Source organism: Monashia sp. HAY1-2A, from assembly GCF_056755315.1.
Genome location: NZ_JBNDHY010000028.1, coordinates 1 through 19,906, shown reverse-complemented (window position 1 = coordinate 19,906; position 19,906 = coordinate 1). Strand labels below are relative to the sequence as shown.

General features: G+C 74.1%; 15 protein-coding genes. 5 read left to right on the top strand and 10 right to left on the bottom strand.

Going from position 1 to position 19,906, the window contains the following annotated elements:
* Nucleotides 1-14 precede the first annotated feature (14 nt).
* Genes wecC through ACPYOM_RS06255 form a run of 5 tightly spaced genes read right to left on the bottom strand, consistent with a single transcriptional unit; the run spans nucleotide 15 to nucleotide 5,901 of the window.
* Nucleotides 15-1,274 carry a UDP-N-acetyl-D-mannosamine dehydrogenase gene (gene wecC, locus ACPYOM_RS06275; RefSeq protein ID WP_481345319.1) on the bottom strand — a complete coding sequence of 420 codons (1,260 nt, stop codon included), beginning with the start codon at nucleotides 1,272-1,274 and terminating at the stop codon, nucleotides 15-17.
* Nucleotides 1,208-2,416 (bottom strand): glycosyltransferase, encoded by a 1,209-nt coding sequence (locus ACPYOM_RS06270; RefSeq protein WP_481338900.1) that lies wholly within the window; start codon nucleotides 2,414-2,416, stop codon nucleotides 1,208-1,210. The genes wecC and ACPYOM_RS06270 overlap by 67 nt, the downstream gene beginning before the upstream one ends.
* Nucleotides 2,413-3,276: an ABC transporter ATP-binding protein gene (locus ACPYOM_RS06265; protein ID WP_481345318.1), complete on the bottom strand. Its 864-nt coding sequence runs from the start codon at nucleotides 3,274-3,276 to the stop codon at nucleotides 2,413-2,415. Before ACPYOM_RS06265 ends, ACPYOM_RS06270 begins: the two co-directional genes overlap by 4 nt.
* Nucleotides 3,263-4,177 (bottom strand): ABC transporter permease, encoded by a 915-nt coding sequence (locus ACPYOM_RS06260; RefSeq protein ID WP_481338896.1) that lies wholly within the window; start codon nucleotides 4,175-4,177, stop codon nucleotides 3,263-3,265. The genes ACPYOM_RS06265 and ACPYOM_RS06260 overlap by 14 nt, the downstream gene beginning before the upstream one ends.
* Nucleotides 4,174-5,901: a glycosyltransferase gene (locus ACPYOM_RS06255; RefSeq protein ID WP_481345317.1), complete on the bottom strand. Its 1,728-nt coding sequence runs from the start codon at nucleotides 5,899-5,901 to the stop codon at nucleotides 4,174-4,176. Before ACPYOM_RS06255 ends, ACPYOM_RS06260 begins: the two co-directional genes overlap by 4 nt.
* A 186-nt stretch (nucleotides 5,902-6,087) precedes the next feature.
* On the opposite strand from ACPYOM_RS06255, the gene ACPYOM_RS06250 reads away from it, so the two are divergent.
* Together ACPYOM_RS06250 and ACPYOM_RS06245 are read left to right on the top strand one after the other, a co-directional pair.
* Nucleotides 6,088-7,965 carry a glycosyltransferase family protein gene (locus ACPYOM_RS06250; RefSeq protein ID WP_481345316.1) on the top strand — a complete coding sequence of 626 codons (1,878 nt, stop codon included), beginning with the start codon at nucleotides 6,088-6,090 and terminating at the stop codon, nucleotides 7,963-7,965.
* 29 nt (nucleotides 7,966-7,994) lie between these two features.
* Nucleotides 7,995-9,179: a glycosyltransferase family protein gene (locus ACPYOM_RS06245; RefSeq protein ID WP_481345315.1), complete on the top strand. Its 1,185-nt coding sequence runs from the start codon at nucleotides 7,995-7,997 to the stop codon at nucleotides 9,177-9,179.
* Here the strand turns inward: ACPYOM_RS06245 and ACPYOM_RS06240 are convergent.
* Nucleotides 9,166-12,240 carry a glycosyltransferase gene (locus ACPYOM_RS06240; RefSeq protein WP_481345314.1) on the bottom strand — a complete coding sequence of 1,025 codons (3,075 nt, stop codon included), beginning with the start codon at nucleotides 12,238-12,240 and terminating at the stop codon, nucleotides 9,166-9,168. The two genes, ACPYOM_RS06245 and ACPYOM_RS06240, sit on opposite strands and share 14 nt — an antisense overlap.
* Before the next feature lie 110 nt (nucleotides 12,241-12,350).
* On the opposite strand from ACPYOM_RS06240, the gene ACPYOM_RS06235 reads away from it, so the two are divergent.
* The gene (locus ACPYOM_RS06235; RefSeq protein WP_481345313.1) at nucleotides 12,351-13,220 is read left to right on the top strand and encodes a DNA-formamidopyrimidine glycosylase family protein; all 870 of its coding nucleotides are present in this window, start codon (nucleotides 12,351-12,353) and stop codon (nucleotides 13,218-13,220) included.
* Between the two features lie 109 nt (nucleotides 13,221-13,329).
* Nucleotides 13,330-13,776 (top strand): VOC family protein, encoded by a 447-nt coding sequence (locus ACPYOM_RS06230; RefSeq protein WP_481345312.1) that lies wholly within the window; start codon nucleotides 13,330-13,332, stop codon nucleotides 13,774-13,776.
* A gap of 1 nt (nucleotide 13,777) precedes the next feature.
* Here the strand turns inward: ACPYOM_RS06230 and ACPYOM_RS06225 are convergent, their stop codons facing one another.
* The 4 genes from ACPYOM_RS06225 to ACPYOM_RS06210 all read right to left on the bottom strand — a co-directional run bounded on the left by ACPYOM_RS06225 (nucleotide 13,778) and on the right by ACPYOM_RS06210 (nucleotide 18,672).
* Nucleotides 13,778-14,710, bottom strand: a complete 933-nt coding sequence (locus tag ACPYOM_RS06225) for a carbohydrate kinase family protein (RefSeq protein ID WP_481345311.1) — start codon at nucleotides 14,708-14,710, stop codon at nucleotides 13,778-13,780.
* On the bottom strand, nucleotides 14,707-16,431 hold the full coding sequence (locus ACPYOM_RS06220) for a glycerol-3-phosphate dehydrogenase/oxidase (RefSeq protein WP_481345310.1): 1,725 nt from the start codon (nucleotides 16,429-16,431) through the stop codon (nucleotides 14,707-14,709). The genes ACPYOM_RS06225 and ACPYOM_RS06220 overlap by 4 nt, the downstream gene beginning before the upstream one ends.
* Nucleotides 16,432-16,657: 226 nt before the next feature.
* On the bottom strand, nucleotides 16,658-16,909 hold the full coding sequence (locus ACPYOM_RS06215; protein WP_481345309.1) for a twin-arginine translocase TatA/TatE family subunit: 252 nt from the start codon (nucleotides 16,907-16,909) through the stop codon (nucleotides 16,658-16,660).
* A gap of 188 nt (nucleotides 16,910-17,097) precedes the next feature.
* Nucleotides 17,098-18,672: an HNH endonuclease signature motif containing protein gene (locus tag ACPYOM_RS06210; RefSeq protein WP_481345308.1), complete on the bottom strand. Its 1,575-nt coding sequence runs from the start codon at nucleotides 18,670-18,672 to the stop codon at nucleotides 17,098-17,100.
* Nucleotides 18,673-18,845: 173 nt separating this feature from the next.
* Here ACPYOM_RS06210 and ACPYOM_RS06205 point away from each other — a divergent pair.
* On the top strand, nucleotides 18,846-19,906 hold a 1,061-nt coding region (locus ACPYOM_RS06205; protein ID WP_481345307.1), incomplete at its 3' end, for an FGGY family carbohydrate kinase.

Here is a 19,906-nt window from a genome sequence, read left to right as displayed (position 1 = left end):
GCCTGCCATGGCGTTCAGCGCCAGAGCCCGCGCGTGTCCACCAGCTCACGACCGCGCAGGTCGCCGAGGCTGACCGAGCGGAACGCGGCGTGGTCGACGAGCAGGACGACGACGTCGGCCTCGCGCACGGCCTGCTCGGTGGCGGTCAGCTCGACGTTCGGCAGTGCCGCCAGGGTCCGCGGCAGCGCGTCGACGTGCGGCTCGGCGGCGAGGACCCGCGTTCCCGGGTGCTCGGTCGCGAAGGCCTCGACGATGGCGAGGGCCGGCGACTCGCGCAGGTCGTCGATGTCGGCCTTGAACGCCAGGCCGAGGCAGGCGACGGTCGCGCCCCCGCCGCCCGGGTGACCCGCTACCTCGAGGGCGGCCTCGACCTTGCGCAGGACGGAGCGCGGGCGGGCGTCGTTGGTCTCGCGTGCGGTCCGGATGAGCCGGGCCTGCTCCGGGGCCGCCGCCACGATGAACCACGGGTCGACGGCGATGCAGTGCCCGCCGACGCCGGGGCCCGGCTTGAGGATGTCGACCCGTGGGTGGTGGTTGGCCATCCGGATGACCTCCCACACGTCGAGCCCGACGTGCTCGCAGATCTCGGCGAGCTCGTTGGCGAAGGCGATGTTGACGTCGCGGAACGCGTTCTCGGTCAGCTTGGCCATCTCGGCCGTCGCCGCGTCGGTGAGGATGATCTCCCCGGTGACGAAGGTGCGGTAGACCTCCGCGGCCCGCAGGGCGCACTCGGGCGTCAGGCCGCCGACGATGCGGTCGTTGGCGAAGATCTCGACCATGATCCGGCCCGGCAGCACCCGCTCGGGGCAGTGGGCGAGGTGGACGTCGGGGATCCCGCCGAGGTGGGGCAGCTTGAGGTCGGGTCGCAGGTCCGAGATCCACTCGGAGACCAGCTGCGTCGTGCCGGGCGGCGACGTGGACTCGAGGATGACGACCTCCCCGCCGCGCAGCTGCGGTGCGATGGCCTCGGTGGCCGCGCGCACGTAGGCGAGGTCCGGCTCGTGCTCGCCGCGGAACGGCGTCGGCACGGCGATGACGTAGACGGACGCGTGCGGCGTCCGCGTCGTCGCGGTGAGCAGGCCCTTGGCGACGGCGGACGCGATGGCGACGTCGAGGTTCGGCTCGACGATGGGCACCCGGCCGGCGTTGATCTCCTCGACGATGCGGGGGTCGATGTCGACCCCGACCACGCCGATGCCCTGGCGGGTCAGCGCTGCACAGGTCGGTAGTCCGATGTAGCCGAGGCCGATGACGGCGATTCCGTCGTCGAACATGAGGTGTCTCCGTTGCTCTGGGTGGTGGACGAGGCGAGGTCCGTGAGGTGCCGGACGAAGTCGCGGCCGATGACGCGCCAGTCGAAGTGCTCGCGCGCGAACTCGTGACCGGCCCGCCCCATCGCGGCACGACGCTCCGGGTCGGCGGCCAGCTCGACGAGCGCGGCCGCGGTGGCCTCGGCGTCCTCGAAGGGGACGACGTAGCCGCAGCCGGCGCGCTCGACGAGGTCACGCGCGAGGGGCAGCGGCGTCGTGACGACGGGGATGCCGTGGGCCATGTACTCCACGACCTTGGTCGGCATCGAGTGCCGGTAGTTCGGCCGGTCCTCGAGCAGGGACAGGCCGGCGAGGGCGCCGTCGAGCATCGGCAGGGCCCGGGCACTCGGCACGAAACCGTGGTGGACGACGTGCCCGCACTTGACGCCCCAGCTGACGGTGTCGGCCGTGCGCTGGTCCGGGGTCGGTCCGATGATCTCGACCTTGACGCGTCCGCGCGTGGCCACGGTGAGGAGCCGGCCGGTCTGCAGGAGGGTGGCGGCGCCGCGGGCCAGCGTCAGCGAGCCGAGGTAGACGGCCCGCGTGTCGCCCGGCGGCTCGACGTCCTCGGGGACCGTGACGGTGTTCGGCACGACGTGGTGGGACCGCTCGAAGCGCGCGGCGTAGGCGTGCTCGGCGAGGATGAGGTCGTGGTGCCGCTCGGCGTACCGCTCGATGCTCCGGGCGGCGCCGGCCACGGTCCCGCGGGCCCAGTCGGGCACCCAGGGCTTGGCCTCGACGGCGGCGGCGGTGTCCTCGTGGACGTCCCACACGAGGTGGCGCAGCCCCAGCCCGGCCGCGGCCGCGACGACCTCCGGGTCGTGGACGAGGACGACGTCGTGGTCGGACGCCTCGTGGCGCAGCAACCGGCGCGCGGCCCGGAACGCGGTCCCCCGGGACCGGCCGACGGCGTGCGGTAGGTCGACCAGGCGCAGTCGGGGCACCTCCGGCGGGTCGAGCCGGTGCGCCGAGAAGGGCGCGGCGTACGTGACCTGCACCCCGGCATCGAGGAGCGCACCGATCTGGCGGTGCCGGATGCGGGCGTCCTCGGGATGGTGCACGACCGTGACGACGAGCGCGCGCAGGGCTGCGGGCGGCAGGCTCACGCGCGCGCCTTCCGGTGGCTGTCCTCGTAGGCGCGGACGACGTCCTCGGTGGGACCGTCCATGACGAGCCGCCCTTGGTCCATCCACAGGACGCGTTCGCACGACTCACGGATCGCGGCGTTGGAGTGGCTGACGAGGAACACCGTGCTCGCGTCCTGGCGGATCTCGGCGATGCGGTCGCGGCTGCGCGCCTGGAACTCGGCGTCGCCCGTCGCGAGGGCCTCGTCGATCATGAGGATGTCGGGCGCGGCGGCCGTCGAGATCGCGAACCGCAGGCGCGCGCCCATGCCGGAGGAGTAGGCGCTCATCGGCAGGTCGACGAAGTCACCGATGCCCGAGAACTCGACGATGTCGTCGTAGCGGTCCCGCACCTCGCGCGGTGACAGACCCAGGGCGAGCCCCCCGATCATCACGTTGCGCGTGCCGGTCAGGCCGGTGAGCAGGACGGCGTTGACACCGAGCAGGGACGGGTTGCCCTCGGCCCACACGCGTCCGTTCGTCGGCGGGATGAGCCCGGCGATGGCGCGCAGCAGCGTGCTCTTGCCCGAGCCGTTGCGCCCGATGATGCCGACGGCCTCGCCGTGCCGCACGACGAACGAGACGTCCTTGACGGCGTGGATGCGGCGCACGGCGCCGACGCCGGTCCCCCCGGGCACGCCGGTTCCCCCGGGCACGCCGGTCCCCGCGGTGGCGCCGTGCCGGCGTCGGGCGAGGACGCGCTCGAGGAACGGCTCGGCGCCCTCGGTCGACGTCGAGCGCTTCTTGGCGCCGAACACCGAGTAGACGACGTCCAGGCCGCAGCACACGACGCTGGGGCGCGCCTCACCGGTCGCGTCCGTCGTGACCTCAGTCGCTGCCATAACGGCCCTCCCCGTGCCAGAAGAAGACGAGCCCCGACGCGCAGAGCACGACGCCCCAGACGCCGGCCGCGGCCCAGCTGGACCACGAGAGCGGGTACTGGTCCATGAGCGCCTCGCGGGCGGTCGTCATGCCGACGGCGAGCGGCTGGTAGAGCAGGAGCGCGCTCATGAGGCCGTGGCCGGCGTAGTGCGGGATGGAGAAGAAGACGCCCGACACGTAGCGCGCGAGCCGGACGACGACGGGCACGAGGTTGTTCGTGTCGCGCGCGGCGTTGACGACGCGCGCGAGGAAGAAGGCGAGCCCGAGGTTGACGAGGCTCTGCAGGAAGAGGGCCACGGGGAAGAGGAACCAGTGCCACGAGAACGGCTCGCCCGTGAGCGGCACCATGACCATGAGGACGACGAACGCCGGCACGTTGACGAGGAACTGCGTCAGCGTCACCGACACCGGCAGGACCGCGCGGGGGAACCGCAGCGCCCGCACGAGCCCGATGCTGGCGGTGACGGCCCGGGCGCCCGCGGTCAGCGCCGACGCGGTGTAGCCGAACACGAAGATGCCGATCGTCAGGAACGCGATGTAGTTCGACGTGCCGCCGCGGGTCTTCAGCAGCAGGCCGAAGATCAGGTAGTACGAGCCGACGAGCAGGAGCGGGTTGAGCACCGCCCAGAGCTGGCCGAGGTGGTTGTTCTGGTTCGTCGCGTACGCCTGGGACGACGAGAGGTGCCAGACGAGGTGGCGGTAGCGCCACACGTCGCGGACGTACCGGCGCAGCGGTGGTCGGACGCCGAGCTCCTCGAGGCCGCCGGCGCGCGCGAGGGCCTCCGCCTGGGCCGGCGTGATCGGCACGGGCGCGTGGTCGGCCGCCTCCCGCGTCACAGGGACGGTGGTCACGTCGGTCATGCGCCCTCGCAGACGGAGTCGTAGATGTGCTGGTACGTGCGGGCCGCGGCCGACCACGTGCGCTCGCTGGCGACGTGGTCCCGGGCGGCGCGCCCCAGCCGGGCGCGCAGGCCGGGGTCGCCGGCGAGGAGGTCGAGAGCGTCGGCCAGCGCGGACGCGTCGCCCGCGGGGACGAGGAGGCCGCGGTCGGGGCCGACGAGCTCACGAAGCGGTGGCAGGTCGCTCGCGACGACGGGGCGGGCCAGCGCCATCGCCTCGACCGGCTTGAGCGGCGGGACGAGGGCCGTGACGGCCGTCGACCGCCGCGGTAGGCAGAACACGTCGATGGCGGCGTGGTGGTCACGGCTGCGGGCGTGCGGGACACGTCCGGTGAGGATGACCCGGGTCCGGGTTCCCCTGACGGACAACCGGTTCGCGCCCGCGGCCAGCCGGTCGCGTGCAGGGCCGTCACCGACGACGAGGACGACGACCCTCGGGTCGTCGAGCAGGGCGGCCGCCTCGAGGAGCACGTCGACCCCCTCGTAGTCGTTGAGGGTCGTCACGGTGCCCACGACGACGGCGTCGGGACCGATGCCGAGACCCGCGCGGACGCCGTCGCCGCGCACGGCATCGGTCAGGTGCGCGTCGGGCACGCAGTTGCCGACGACGTGGACGCGCTCGGCAGGGACACCACGGGCGACGATGTCGGTGCGCATGGTCTCGGACAGGGTGACGACCGCGGCGGCGAGCTGCAGGCAGCGGGTCTCGGTGGCGCGCGTCCAGCGGTAGAAGTCGCTGTCCGGACTGCCGCCGCGGCTGGCCCAGGTGTCCTCGAGGAACCCACGGGCCTCGTAGACGACCGGCACGCCGAGGCGTGCACCGGCGACGAGGGCGGCCTGGGCGTTGTCGTGCCTGGAGTGGGCGTGCAGCACGCGCGCGCCGACGCTGCGGGCGAGGGCCGCGACGGCCGACGCGTACGCCTCGAGACGCCGGTCGGGCAGGTCGAGGCGGCTCCGGGTCGGGAGGCTCCGGTGGTACGGGACGCCGCCGTGCACGGACTCGGCGGACGTCAGGATGCGACCCTGGGTCAGCGGGTAGCCCGGGGGCGTGCACACGTGCGCGTCGATCCCGGCTCGTCGCTGGGCGCCGACGAGGCCCTGGGTGCGCACCGTGTACCCGGCCTGCACCTCGGGCAGCGAGTTGGTGACGACGTGGACGACGGCGCGGCGTCGGCCCGGTGACGCCGCGCCGCCCCCGACCGGACGCGCACGGCTCGGGCCCAGGCCGGCGACGGCGGCACCGGTCAGTACGAGCCGTTCACCTTCGAGCCACCGGCGGTGCGCCCGGTCGAGGGGGCCGCGGGCGCCGGCGAGGGCACGCTCGGCCGTGCTCACGTCGCCCGACGCGTGCGCGACGTACGCCGCGGCACCCCCGGTGACAGGGGCGCGCCTCGCCGTGTCGGCGTCGACCTCGGCCCACTGGCCGGTGGCCGCGGCGGCCGCGAGGAGGCGCCGGGCCCGCGCCGGCGGGGCGCCGCGCAGCCCGTCCGACAGGCGCCGACGGGCCAGCTCGCGCCGCCCGGCCGCGGCGGCCGCGATGACCGACACGGGGCCGCGCGTGCGCTCGCCGAGCCGTCCGGACACGGTCGTGGGCAGCAGGCGGGTGCCGACCCAGACGGCCTGCCACGGGTTGCGGACCACGTGGCTGCGGGCGACGCACGCGGCGACCGGCAGGTTGGCGAGCATCAACGCCGTCGTGGACGGGATGTCACCAACTGTTCGGCTGCGCGTCGCACCGCGGGGGCCGGAGGCGCCAAGGGCGGATGCCACAGTGGCGCCGAGTCCAGGTCTCACCCGACGAACGTCGCAGCGCACGCGAAACGTCGATGGGGCGCGGGCGGAACGCCAGCCGAACAGAGAGAGAAGTTTGTGGTGAACAGGCAGCGGATGCTCGCCGACCTCCGACGCGCGCGGGTCGCCTTGGCGCGCGCGGTGAGCGACGGCCGGGCGCGGGCAGACTTGCCGCGCAAGGCCCGTCGCGAGCTGGAGCGACGACTGCCCCGGGTGCGGTCCGCGCGGCTGCGCGTCGACCTGCCGAGGCCCGATCTGCCCGCGGGACCCGTGGCCCGGCCCGACGTCGTGGCCGCCGTCATCCTCGACGACTTCTCCGACCTCGCCTTCCGGTACGAGTGGGACCAGCTGCCGGTGCAGCCCGACACGTGGCGCCAGCTCCTGCGGCAGAGGCGGCCCGACCTCTTGTTCGTGGAGTCGGCGTGGAACGGCAACGGTGGTGCCTGGCGCCTGGCCATGACCGCGCCCGAGGCTCCCTCGCCCCAGTTGCGCGACCTCGTCGCCTGGTGCCGCGCCGAGGGCATCCCGACGGTGTTCTGGAACAAGGAGGACCCACCGAGCTACCACCGGTTCCTCGCGACGGCGCGGCTCTTCGACCACGTCTTCACCGTCGACGCCGGACGCATTCCCGACTACGAGCGCGACCTCGGGCACTCGCGGATCGGGCTGCTGCCGTTCGGTGCCCAGCCGCGCATCCACACCCCGGTGCGCCACGGGGCCGGCCGCACCCGTGAGGTCGCCTTCGCCGGAAGCTACTTCGCCGACAAGCACGACGAGCGCCGTCGACAGATGGCGTACGTGCTCGAACCGGCCCTGCCGCTCGGGCTCGAGGTGTTCTCGAGGATGGCCGGGCGCGACCGGCGATACCAGTTCCCGCGCCGCTACGCCGGCTCGCTCGTCGGCAGCCTGCCGTACGAGCGGATGCTCGGCGCGTACACCGCCTACAAGGTGTTCCTCAACGTCAACTCCGTGACGGAGTCGCCGAGCATGTGCGCGCGGAGGCTGTTCGAGCTGTCGGCGGCGCAGACGCCGGTGCTGTCCGGGCCGGCCGCGTCCCTCGAGCCGTTCTTCGGCGACACGGTGCGCGTGACGCACGACGCCGAGCAGACCGACCGGGAGCTGCGCGCGCTGCTCCAGCACGAGGACCACCGCGACCGGCTCGGCCTGCGGGCGCACCGCCGGGTCCATGACGCCCACACCTACGGCCACCGCGTCGACACCGTCCTGGCCACCGTCGGCGTGCCGGCGCCGCCGCGTGACCGCAGCGTCTCGGCCGTCGTCCCGACGATGCGCCCCGGCCAGGTGGAGCACGTCCTGCGGTTCCTCGCCGCACAGTCGCACCCCGACGTCGAGCTCGTCCTCGTGACGCACGGCTTCGGCGTCGAGCCCGGCAAGGTGCGCGTGCTCGCCGACGCCGCAGGGCTGGATCCCTCACGCATCGTCGTGCGCCCTGCCGACGCGTCGCTGACGCTCGGTGCGTGCATGAACCGCGGAGTCGAGGCGGCCTCGGGCCGGTACGTCGCGAAGATGGACGACGACAACGTCTACACCGAGCACTACCTGCTCGACCTCGTGCGCGCGTTCGACTACACGGACGCCGCGGTGGTCGGGAAGTGGGCGCACTACGCGCACCTGACCGCGACGGGGGCCACGCTGCTGCGCTTCCCGGAGGCCGAGCACCGGTACGTCGACCTCGTCCAGGGCGGCACGCTGCTGCTCGCCCGCGACCTCGCGACCCGGCTGCGGTTCGAGGACCTGCCCCGGCGCGTCGACACGACGTTCCTCGAGAAGGTGCGCGCCGACGGTGGCCGCGTCTACTCGACCGACCGCTTCAACTTCGTCTCGGTGCGTGCCTCGACGCCGGACGGGCACACGTGGCCGGTCTCGGACGTCGAGCTGCTCGCGCGGCGCGGGGTGCTCGCCTTCCACGGCGACCCCACGGAGCACGTCACCGTCTGATGACCTCGCGAAACCCCTTGGAGGACAGCATGGCCCACGGGGCCCCCGACACCGCCCGACGGCTCGTCACGTCGTACTGCTTCCCGCCCTACTCCGACACCGCGGCCATCGTCGCGGCCAAGCGCGTCCACGACCGCGGCGAGCCCGTCGACGTCGTCTGCAACGCGATGGACTCGATCCGGCACCAGGACCCGGGGCTCGTCCAGCTGACGGGTGGCCTCGTGCGCCGGTTCGCCGCGGTCCCGTCGAGGACCGCGTTCAGCTCGTGGGCCTCGATCGTCGACTACCAGCGCCTCGGCCTCGAGACGTTCCAACGGTGGGAGTCGCTCCAGGGGGAGTACGAGTCGCTCTACAGCAGAGCGCAGTTCGCGGCGTCACACTTCCTCGCCGCCGAGGTCAAGCTGGCCCGGCCGGGCATCCACTGGGACGCGGAGTTCTCCGACCCGCTGTCCCACGACGTGCTCGGCGACGTCCGGTCCGCGCCGGCCGGCGATGACCGGGTGCTCGGGCGCCTCCGGGCCGCCGTCGAGGCCGCCGGCTTCCGGGCGCCCGAGGGGCTCAACGCCTTCGAGTGGTGCGAGGTCATCGCGTTCGCCCTCGCCGACAGCGTCATGTTCACCAACGAGCACCAGCGCGACTTCATGCTCAGGCACTGCCACGACCCGCGCCTGGCCGACCGCGCCGCCCGCATCGGGGTCGTCTCACCGCACCCGACGCCGGAGCCCCGGTTCTACGGGAGCCGCACCTCGACCTACGAGCTCGACCCCAGCCGGCGCCACGTCGGCTACTTCGGCAACTTCTACGCCAACCGCGGCGTCACCGGCGTCCTCGACGCCCTCGAGGTGGCGCCGCGCACGGTCCGCGAGCGCGTCCTGCTGCACGTGTTCACCGCCAAGCCGGAGGAGCTGCACGACGTCGTCGCGGGCCGCGGGCTCGGTGACTGCGTCCGGGTCGGGCCGTTCGTCGGCTACCTCGAGTTCCTGTCCCTCGCCCGGCGGATGGACTGCCTCCTCGTCAACGACGCGGTCAGCCCGGCCGGTGCGCAGAACCCCTTCCTGCCATCCAAGTGGAGCGACTACCGCGGCAGTGGTACCCCGGTCTGGGGCGTCGTCGAGGAGGGCAGCGCCCTCGACGCCCAACCGCTCGACCACCGGTCGCCGATCGAGCACGTGAGCGCGGCCGTCCAGGTGCTCGCGCGGATCAGCCGGTCCTGAGGACGATCTCGCGCAGCCGGGCACCGGCGTCGGTGCCGCTGAAGCGCTGTCGGACCGTCTCGACGGTGGCGGCGCTCTCGGCCTCCCAGGCGCCGGCGTCCGACACCGCGAGGATGCGCGCGGCGGCCTCGGCCGGCGTCGTCACGACCCAGTCGGTCGGGAAGAGCAGGCCGGCCCCGCCCTCGCGCGCGTAGACGGGCCAGTCCCGCACGACGGGCACGGCGCCGCTCGCCGCCATCTCGACGAGCCCGACGTGGAAGCCCTCGCGGCGGCTCGCGCTCACGGCCCAGCCGACGTCACGCAGCCGCTCGGGAAGGCGGGAGGTGTACCCGACGTAGTCGACGGCGTCGTGCAGCTCGGCGTCGCCTGCGACGCGGTCGTGGAAGGCGCGGGCCAGCTCACGCTCGACGGGGTTGGTGTTGCGGACGTCGACGTCGGCGCCGATGAGCGCGAGGCGCCACTCCGGGTCCTGGCGCCGCAGCGCAGCGAGGACGTCGAGCGTCCACAGCGGGTCCTTGACCTGCTGGGCCCACCCGACCATGCCGAGGCGCTTGCGTGCCGACTCGCGCTTGGGCAGGTCGTAGCGGTCGACGTCGACCGGGTTGGCGACGACGTGCTGGCGCACGCCGTCGAGCCGGCCACCGAGGGCGCCTGCAGCAGCCCGGCGCAGGTGCTCGCTCGGGAAGACGGCGTCGGTGACCCGCGACCAGTCGGCCGTGTGCAGCCAGGCGCTCAGGGTGTCGACGCCGTGGAGGCGCACGACGACGCGTGTCCCCTCGGGCACGACGTCGGTGACCCACGTCAGGCCCTTGTCGGCCCAGTCGACGAAGACGACGTCGGCCGCCAGCGCCTCGGCGGTGGCGGGGTCGAGGGCTGGGGCCCGGCCGGTGGCCGCGAGGAGCCGGGATCGTACGGTGCGCGGATCGACGCCGGTGTTCGTGAAGCGTGACTCGCGCGCGGAGAGGTCGAGCAGCTCGACGACGGCGGCCGGGGTGAGCTGCTCGACGACGGCCCGGGCGAACTTGGGGTAGGCGCCGGGCAGGACAGTGACGCGCAGGCGACTCGCTCCGGCGTCGGGGGCCGTCGTCGGGCGAGCGGGGGAGCGGTGCGGCGCGGCGGCCGACAGGAGGCGTCCGGTGGCGGTGTCGCGCAGCGGGGCGAGGAAGGTGTCGGGGTCCTCGACGAGGGGAGTGGTCGTCACGGCCGCGTGCAGGCGCCGGGTGAAGAGCAGGTCGAGGGCGACGGTGGCCAGGAACGCCACCTCGTCGAGGGCCGCGTCGTCGGTCGGGCCGTGCCGGCCGTGCCGGCCGTGCGGGCCGTGCGGGCCGCCGAGCGCGGCGTCGGCCTCGTCGAGCGCGGCACGGGCGGCAGCGGTGACGGCCTGCACGAGGGTTGCGGTGTCGCGGCCGCGCCCGGTCTGCACGTCGAGGAGCGTCCGCAGGGCCGGCACCCCGTGCCGGTCGAGCGCCTCCAGGCCGAAGACGGCGCCGAGGTCCTCGAGGACGTGCTCCGCGGCCTCGACACGGTTCGCGCGCAGCAGCCGGTAGGCGACCATCGCCCAGAGACGCGCGTCGAGCACCGACCGCGTCCGAGCCGGGTCGCCACGGAGGATGCGGGACGCGCCGCGGGCGGCGTGCGCGTCCTGGAGGTGGCCGCCGACCCGGCTCGCGGCGACCCGCATGACGGTGACGGCGAGGTCGTGCGCGTCCCCGCTCGTCGGCACGGGCGCCTTCGGGCCACACGCCCGCAGGAGCGTCGAGCCGCCACGGTCGAGGGTGACGAGGGCGCCCGGCTCGGAGACGAGGTCGACGACACGCCGGTCGACGCGTCGCCACGCGGGTGCGGTGACCCCCGGCGGCAGCACCTCGGGGACCAGGCGTCGGCCGACGCGCAGTGCCTCCCCGGCGGCTCGGACGGCGACGCGGCCGCGACGGGATCGGGCGCCGCCGAGCAGCGACTCCAGCCGGTCCGGCGAGGCGGGCAGCACCTCGACGCGGTGGGCGTCGGGAAGCTGCCGCAGCATCCGCTTGAGGCGGCCGCTGTAGTGCACGACACGCACGCCGACCCCGTTGCGCGACAGGAACGACAGCATCCGCGCGTGGCCGTTGACGGCGGCCGCGCTGCCCGCGACGACGACGAGGGAGCGCACGCTGTCGCTGGGCTCACGGAACAGCGACCATGTGTCGTCGTGCGAGGACGTCGTGCCGAGACCGCGGATGCCGCGGATGCCGGCCGCGTGGAGCAGCCGGTCCGCGAGTGCCGCTGCCTCGGCGTCACCGGCGACGTCGCGTCGCAGGTCGGCCAGCTCGGCGTCGACGAGCGCGTCGGTCAGGGCGGACCGGTCGGTCGGGTCGGCCTGCGTGCCGGCGGTCAGGGCTGCGAGCGCGGCGACCCGGTCGCGGACCGGGGCGTCGAGCGGGGCGTCGAGCGGTCGTGTGCGGGGGCCGTCGGGCGAGCACACGTACGTCGCCCCGCGCAGTGCGGGCGTCGGGTCGACGGTCGTGAAGCGGTGCTCGAAGCGGCTGAGCAGCCGGCCGGCGCGGACGGCGTCGGCGTGCGCGGCGAGCGCGTCGACCCACGGCACGTCGCGCAGCCACGCCGTCGGCACGAGGAAACCCCCACGCGCCCGGGCGAGCCCGACGGCGCGGTGGGGAGCCGTGGCGGGCCCGGCGTCGGGCCCCGGCTCGTGGCCGGGCTCGACGCGGGCCGCGGCGACCCGCTCGGTGGAGCGGGACGAGTAGAGAGCCTCGAGGAGGTCGGGACTCATGGTGTCGCGGCCGTCGACGAGCGTCGTCCACGCTCCGTGGGCCAGGCCCACGCCGACGTTGCGGGCCGCGGCCGACGTCGCGACGACGGCGTCGGCGAGGACGACCTCGTGCCCGGCGAGCGGCCCCTCGAGCGCGCGCTCGAGCGCCTCGCGCGCGCCCGTTCCGGACCCGTGCAGCACGACGACGATCTGGAAGCGGTCGGCGGGCAGCGTCTGCGCCGCGAGCGCCCGCAGGCATCGCTCGAGGGAGGCGCACGACGCCGGGGCGGACACGACGACGGTCAGGTCTCGCACCCGGCGAAGGTAGTGGCCCGGGTTGAATACGCTGGCCGTGGCGGGCACCTCGCCGGTGAACGCGAGGTGAAGCGGGGGTACGCAGAGCACGACGCGGCTGGAGGTGGCACGTGGCGGAGGGCGACACCGTGTGGCGCACGGCGCAGCGGCTGCACGCCGCGCTCGCCGGACGGGTCATCGTCGAGTCGGACCTGCGCTGGCCCGAGATCTCGACCGCCGACCTGCGCGGCCGCTCGACGCTCGAGGTGGTCAGCCGTGGCAAGCACCTGCTGCACCGGGTCGAGGGCGGCCTCACGCTGCACTCGCACCTGCGGATGGAGGGGCAGTGGCGCGTCGAGGCGACCCCGACGCTGGCCGACCGGTGGCGCCGCAACCCGCAGCTGCGCGCGCTCGTGTCGGCGCCCGACTGGACGGCGCTCGGCCTGCGGCTCGGGATGCTCGACCTCGTGCCGACCGCGCGTGAGGGCGAGCTCGTCGGCCACCTCGGCCCGGACGTCCTCGGACCCGACTGGGACCGCGAGCGCGCCGTCGGCAACGTGCTCGCCGCCACGGCGCCGGTCGGTGCCGCCCTGCTCGACCAGCGCAACCTCGCCGGCGTCGGCACGATGTGGTGCGCCGAGGCGCTCTTCCTCGAACGGGTCCACCCGTGGTCGCTGCCGGCCGACCTCGGCCGCCGGACCGTCGAGCGTCTGGTCGACCGGACGCAGCGGCTCATGGACCAGGGGCGGCACGACGGTGTGCAGTCGAGCACCGGCAGCCGGCGGCAGGGCGAGACGCAGTACGTGCACGCCCGCAGCGGCCGGCCCTGCCGGAGGTGCGGCACGACGGTCCGGGTCGCCCCGATCGGCGTGCCACCTCAGGAGCGGACGATGTTCTACTGCCCGGCGTGCCAGGGCGGGCTCGGGCCCACCGACGACGGACGCCGGCAGGACCCGCTCGGCTCGAGCGGCGGGGCCCGGCGCTCCCGACGGTCCTCCTGAGCCCGGGCCCCCGCGGCGTCGCCCTTCTGGGGGTGTCGGCCGTCGGTGCCGAGTCCTAGGCTGCTGCGCGTCCCGCTCCGCACCGGAGCGACCTGTGAAGGAGCATGTGATGACCTCTCGGCTCAACCCGTACATCTCGTTCAAGGACAACGCCCGCGAGGCGATGGAGTTCTACAAGTCGGTGTTCGGCGGCGACCTGACGCTCAGCACGTTCGGTGAGTTCGGGCAGGAGGGCGAGGGCTCCGACGGCATCATGCACGCCCAGCTCGTGACCCCCACGGGCTTCACCCTCATGGCCGCCGACACCCCGCCCCAGATGGAGCACCGGACCGGCTCGAGCATCACCATCAGCCTCAGCGGCGACGACGAGGACGACCTGAAGCGCTGGTGGGACGGCCTCGCCGAGGGCGGCGCGGTCCAGATGCCGCTCGAGAAGCAGATGTGGGGCGACACCTTCGGCATGCTCACGGACCGGTTCGGCGTCGACTGGATGGTCAACATCGGCACCGGCGGCGAGGGCGGCGACGCCGGGAGTGACGGCGGCGCGCAGGCCTGACTCAGGCGGCGAGCCGGGCCAGCTGGCGGTCGAGCTCGGCGGCGTCGACGAGGTCGGTGTGGGTGCCGACCGCGCCGCACGCCCACGCGCCCGCCACAGCGCCGGCGCGGGCCGCGTCGCGGGTCGACCCGCCGTCGAGCCAGGTCCGCAGGAAGCCCGACACGTACGCGTCGCCGGCGCCGTTGGAGTCGATGACCGTGCGACCGGGCAGCTCGAGGGCGGGCACGGCGAACGGCTCGCCCTCGCGGGGGGTGACACGGCTGCCTCGCGCGCCGTCCATGACGACGACGGTGTGGGCACGGCCGCGGGCGAGGACGGCCGCGACGACGTCGTCCTCGCGTCCGCCCAACGCCGAGCCCGACACGAAGACGACGTCAGCCGCCTCGGCGAACGGCCGGTGGTGCGGGTTCTCGCCGTCCCAGTCGTGCAGGTCCGTCGAGGTGCTCAGGCCGCGCCGGGTCGCCTCGGTGAGGGCGTGCACCGTCCACGGCATGATCGACGCGTGGACGTGCCGCGCACCCGGCCCCGCGTCGAGGGCCGCCAGCGCGTCGAGCCACAGCGCTGCGTCGGGGACGAGGTCGTAGGGGTGACGCGGGTCGTAGAGGGACAGCCGGCGGCCGGTGGGGTCGACGAGGTTGACGGCCCGACGCGTCCCGGTCGGGTGGACGACCGCGTCGAACGGGATGCCCTCGGCGGCGAGCCGCTCGCGCACGAGCCGGCCCTCGTGGTCGTCACCGACGACGTCGACGATCCGGGTCGGGATGCCGAGCCGGTGGCAGCCGAGCGCGACGCCGGTACCGGTGTGACCGACGTGCACGTCGATCGGGGGCACGACGTGCGAGTCCGCGAGGGGCATGGGCAGCTCGGCGACGCGCACGATCGTGTCGACCCCGGTGCCGCCGACGACGAGGACCCCCCGTGCGGTGTCGGTCACGAGATCTCCTGGGGCCGGCTCACGGGGATGCGACGCGCATCCGGGGCGGCGAGGCGTTCCTCGTTGGCCTCGGAGTCGACCAGCTCCTTCTGCGACTCCAGCTCGGCCTCGACGCGCGCGAGGTAGGCGGACACCTCGGCCTCGACGCGCTCGGCGTCCCAGCCGAGGGCGGGCGCGACGATCTGCGCCGCGGCGCGGGCGCTGTCGACGCCGCGGCTCGGCGTCTCGATGGAGATGCGGGTGCGGCGGGCCAGTAGGTCGTCCAGGTGCAGGGCGGCCTCGTGGGTCGCCGCGTAGAGCACCTCGACCTTGAGGTACTCCTCGGCCCCCGGCAGCGGCTCGTAGAGGCTGCGGTCGTCCGCGGCGAGGGCGAACAGCTCGTGCACGAGCGACCCGTAGCGCTCGAGCAGGTGGGTGACCCGCCAGACCGGCAGGTCCTCGTGCCGGGCCAGGCGGTCGATCTGGTTGACGAGCGCGACGTACCCCTCCGCGCCGGACAGCGGGATGTACTCGGTGACGCTGCCCGGGACGTCCCCGCCGACGTCCTCGCGCGCGGCGTCGACGGCGTCGGCGGCCATGACCCGGTAGGTCGTGTACTTGCCGCCGGCGATGGAGATGAGGCCGGGCTGGGGCCGGGCCACGGCGTGCTCGCGCGAGAGCTGGCTGGTGTCCTCGTTCTCGCCGGACAGCAGCGGCCGCAGGCCGGCGTAGACGCCCTGGATGTCGTCGTGGGTCAGCGGCACCTTCAGGACGCCGTTGATGTGCTCGAGGATGTAGTCGATGTCGGCCTTGGTGGCGGCCGGGTGGGACCGGTCGAGGTCCCAGTCGGTGTCGGTCGTGCCGATGATCCAGTGGGTGTTCCACGGAATGACGAAGAGCACCGACTTCTCCGTGCGCAGGATGAGCCCGGTCTCGGAGTTGATCCGGTCGCGGGCAACGACGATGTGCACGCCCTTGCTCGCGCGGACGTGGAAGCGGCCGCGCCCGCCCGCCATCGTCTGGATGTCGTCGGTCCAGACGCCCGTGCAGTTGATGACGACCGACGCGTGCACGTCGGTGCGCTCGCCCGTCTCGACGTCCTCGACGACGGCGCCGACGACCCGCTCGCCGGCGCGCAGCAGGTCGACGACGCGGGCGCTCGACAGGACCGTGGCACCATAGGCCGCCGCGGTGCGGACGGTCATCAGGGTGTGCCGCGCGTCGTCCGCCTGGGCGTCGAAGTAGAGCAGCGCGCCCGTCAGGCTGTCGCGCTTGAGCGCCGGTGCGAGCTTGAGGGCACCGGTCCGGGTCAGCTGCTTGTGCCGCGGGACCGACCGCGCACCGCCCATCGAGTCGTAGAGCGTCAGCCCTGCCGTGACGTACGGGCGCTCCCAGCCCCGGCTCGTCAGGGGGTAGAGGAAGGACACCGGCCGCACGAGGTGCGGCGCGATGCGGCTCAGCATGAGCTCGCGCTCCTTGAGGGCCTCGCGGACGAGGTCGAAGTTCATCTGCTCGAGGTACCGGAGGCCGCCGTGGAACAGCTTCGAGGACCGCGACGACGTGCCCGACCCGAAGTCGCGCTGCTCGACGAGCGCCGTCGACAGACCACGCGTGGCCGCGTCGAGCGCGGTGCCGGCGCCGGTGACGCCGCCGCCGACGACGAGCACGTCGAACTGCTTGGTGGCCAGGCGCTTCCACGCCGCGGTGCGATAGGCGAGGTCCAGGCGGACGGGGCTGGTCATCGGTCCCCCTTCGAGTCGGACGGGCCCGAACACACCCTAGCCGTCAGGAGCGGTCCTCAGCCGTGGCGGCCATCCTGCTCGGGCCGCAGTCCGCAGGCGCCTCGCCGCAGGACGGCTGCGTCGGGCGTCGGGACGGCCCCCCGGGCGCGTGCGCGTCAGGTGCGGCTGGGCCGCGCGGGCGCGGGGCCCGGTCACCGGGACGCTTCGACGTCCCCGGCGGTCGACGTCACTCGGGCCGCAGCGGCGTCGCGATGGGGTCGCTCGTCGAGACGGGTGCCGGGGTGTCGAGGTCGGACGGGGCCACCGCGGTGGGGGCTGAGACGCCGTCGCCGTCGGTGCGCATACCGGCGATCTCGGAGCGGAACACGCGGATCGACCGGCCGAGGCTCCGTGAGGCGTCGGGCAGGCGCTTCCAGCCGAAGAGGACCATCGCGGCGATGGCGATGATGAGCATCTCCGGCCATCCCAGATCGGCCATGGCGTCCTCTCCTCTACGGCGGCCGGGCACCGTGCCGCATGCCGCTCAGCCGCAGGCTAGGCGCGAAGTCTGGACGTGGCCTGTGCGCCGTCGACGCGTTGGCTGTGATCCACATCGACAGGCGGTGCGCACCTCAAAGGAGTCATGACGCGCGCTGCACGCAAGGACCGGCTCAGCAGCCGACGTGCTCAGAACGGTGGCGGCTCGGGTTCAGGGCCGGGTTCCCGAACAGGTGCCCGATCGGGCGGGCCTGTCTGGGGTGGCCCTGTGTCGGATGGGCGCGCGCCGGGGTCGGTGAGGGCTTCGCGCCAGTCCTTGGGGTAGGTGACGTACTCGCGACCCGTGAGGGTGGTCCACCTCGTCGCCCCCGAGCCACGGCCCCCACCACCCCGGTCGCGGTCATCGGGTCCGGCGGCGGGATGGTGGTCGCGCCGGGCGGTCCAGGCGCCGGAGGTCTTGGGATGGTGGCAGCCGCGGGACAGGGCCTGCAGGTTGGTCACTCGGGTGGGGCCGGCCGGCCAAGGGGTGATGTGGTCGAGGTCGCAGCGTTCGGCGGGGACCTGGCAGCCGGGGGCGCGATAGGTCCCGTCGAGGGCCCGGACGTGCTCGGCCATGGCGCGGGTCGGGGTGTAGCAGTCGGCGGACAGCTGCACGGCGGTGCCGGTGTCCAGGTCGACTGCCAGGCGCTGCCACACCGACCCGGGCGCGGTCATGATCGCGCGGGCGTGGGCGGCGGTCACCCAACCGTGCCCCGGCAGCTCGCACGCGGCGTCCGAGGCCCCGGTGGCGACCTCGAACGGGACGACGATGCGCACCACCGCCGCCGGCGCGGCGGTGAGCCAGCGCCCGCACGTCGGGCCGGCATCCGGGCCGGCGTCCGGGCCTGCCGTCGACCCGGATGCCGCTCCGGCGAGGGCCTGCCCGTCATGCCCGCCCGGGGTGGTGCCGAAGAGGGCGAGGTCGGTGAGCAGGTCGCAACGGAGCTGGTCCAGGGTGCGCCCGTCGCCGGCGGCCCGGGCCGCGCGGGCCAACGCGTCGACGCGGTCCAGGACGCCGACGACCCGTTCGGCGGTGGCCGTCAGGGTGATGACGCCCATGCCGTCCTCGGTCAGGCGCCCGAACACGCCCCGGCGCGCGGTGGCGGTACGGCGGCGTTCGTCGCTGCACCGGTGGTCGGCGGCGGTGACGGTGCGGCGCAGTCGGGCCCGGAACAGCTGCTGCGTGGCGACCGTCCCGTCGGGGGCCGGCGCCAGGACCGTGGTCTCGAGGGCCGGCAGGGCGTGGTCGGGCAGGGCGCGCGTCTCGGCGACGAGGGTCAGGGCCCGGTGCAGGCTCGTGGCTCCTCGGCGCAGCGCCTCGCGCAGGACCCGGTGTCGGCGCGGCGCCAGGGCCAGCTCGAGCCGGCGGGACACCTCGCCTTGCCCGACCCCGGTCGCACAGGCGATCTCGGCCGCCACGACCCGCTCGGTGCTCAGCGGTACCGGCGCGGCGGTGGCCAGTCGCGCCAGCTGCTGCTCCTGGATCGTGTGCAACGCGGCGTACGCCTCCAGCAGCCGCGACTCCAGCCGCGCCTTGGCCCGCTCCAGCGCCTCCACCTGCGACAGCACCCGGTCACCGGCCGCGTCCAGCCCCTCGTCGCGAAAGGGGACCGGTGCCACCACGACCGCAGCCCCAAGCCGGGCCCGGTCGGTGGCGAGGATGCGCCGGACCCTCGCGGGTCGACCACCCGCAGACCCGGCAGGCAGCGCGTCGAGATAGGGCATCGCCGCTCTCCTCTCGCCAGGTGGTCACCTCTCTCAAGTAGAACAGGTGTTCGAATGGCGGTCAAGCCTGCAGTGTGGACGGTGGACTCGGAAGTGCTTGTGTCGCAGTCCTGTCCACAGGTGTGGGCCGCGGAGCCGTGATGCCGAGGCGCCCGCACGGTACGGTCGGCGTCATGCCGACCGAGCAGCGCAGCCACGTCGTCGCGATCGACCAGGGCACCACGAGCACCCGGGCCATGGTGTTCGACCGCGAGGGCAGGGTCGTGGCCGTCGACCAGCTCGAGCACCGCCAGGTGTTCCCGCGCGCCGGGTGGGTGGAGCACGACGCGTCCCAGATCTGGGCCAACACGCGTCAGGTGGTCGGTGGCGCCCTCGGCAAGGCCAACCTCAACGCGACGCACGTCGCGGCCGTCGGCATCACCAACCAGCGCGAGACCACCGTGGTCTGGGACCGGACCACGGGCGAGCCGGTGCACAACGCCATCGTCTGGCAGGACACCCGCACGCAGGCGATCTGCGACGAGCTCGCGGCCCGCGGCGACGCCGGCCGGTGGCGCGAGGTCACCGGGCTCCCGCTCGCGACGTACTTCGCCGGACCGAAGGTCCGCTGGGTGCTCGACAACGTCGACGGCGCCCGCGAGCGCGCTCGCGACGGTGAGCTGCTCATGGGCACCATCGACTCGTGGCTGCTGTGGAACCTCACCGGAGGGGCCGGCGACGGCGGCCTGCACGTCACCGACGTGACGAACGCGTCGCGGACCCTGCTCATGGACCTGCGGACCCTGTCGTGGGACGAGGACCTCTGCGCCGCGATGGGCGTGCCGATGTCGATGCTGCCCGAGATCCGCTCGTCCTCGGAGGTGTACGGCACGTGCAAGCCAGGCATCCTCATCGACGTGCCCGTCGCGGGCATCCTCGGCGACCAGCAGGCCGCGACCTTCGGCCAGGCCTGCCTCGACGTGGGGACCGCGAAGAACACCTACGGCACCGGCAACTTCATGCTCCTCAACACCGGCGAGGACATCGTCGCGTCCGACAACGGCCTGCTCACGACGGTCTGCTACCGCCTCGGCGGGGACAAGCCGGTCTACGCGCTCGAGGGGTCCATCGCCGTCACCGGGTCGCTCGTGCAGTGGCTGCGCGACAACCTCGGCATCATCGAGGACGCCGCGGAGGTCGAGACGCTGGCGGCGAGCGTCGACGACAACGGCGGTGCCTACTTCGTGCCGGCCTT

Bases quoted from the DNA above. Each gene is read 5' to 3' on its own strand.
- wecC (WP_481345319.1), bottom strand. From the start codon at position 1,274: ATGTTCGACGACGGAATCGCCGTCATCGGCCTCGGCTACATCGGACTA.
- ACPYOM_RS06265 (WP_481345318.1), bottom strand. From the start codon at position 3,276: ATGGCAGCGACTGAGGTCACGACGGACGCGACCGGTGAGGCGCGCCCC.
- ACPYOM_RS06260 (WP_481338896.1), bottom strand. From the start codon at position 4,177: ATGACCGACGTGACCACCGTCCCTGTGACGCGGGAGGCGGCCGACCAC.
- ACPYOM_RS06255 (WP_481345317.1), bottom strand. From the start codon at position 5,901: ATGCTCGCCAACCTGCCGGTCGCCGCGTGCGTCGCCCGCAGCCACGTG.
- ACPYOM_RS06245 (WP_481345315.1), top strand. From the start codon at position 7,995: ATGGCCCACGGGGCCCCCGACACCGCCCGACGGCTCGTCACGTCGTAC.
- ACPYOM_RS06230 (WP_481345312.1), top strand. From the start codon at position 13,330: ATGACCTCTCGGCTCAACCCGTACATCTCGTTCAAGGACAACGCCCGC.
- ACPYOM_RS06220 (WP_481345310.1), bottom strand. From the start codon at position 16,431: ATGACCAGCCCCGTCCGCCTGGACCTCGCCTATCGCACCGCGGCGTGG.
- ACPYOM_RS06215 (WP_481345309.1), bottom strand. From the start codon at position 16,909: ATGGCCGATCTGGGATGGCCGGAGATGCTCATCATCGCCATCGCCGCG.
- ACPYOM_RS06210 (WP_481345308.1), bottom strand. From the start codon at position 18,672: ATGCCCTATCTCGACGCGCTGCCTGCCGGGTCTGCGGGTGGTCGACCC.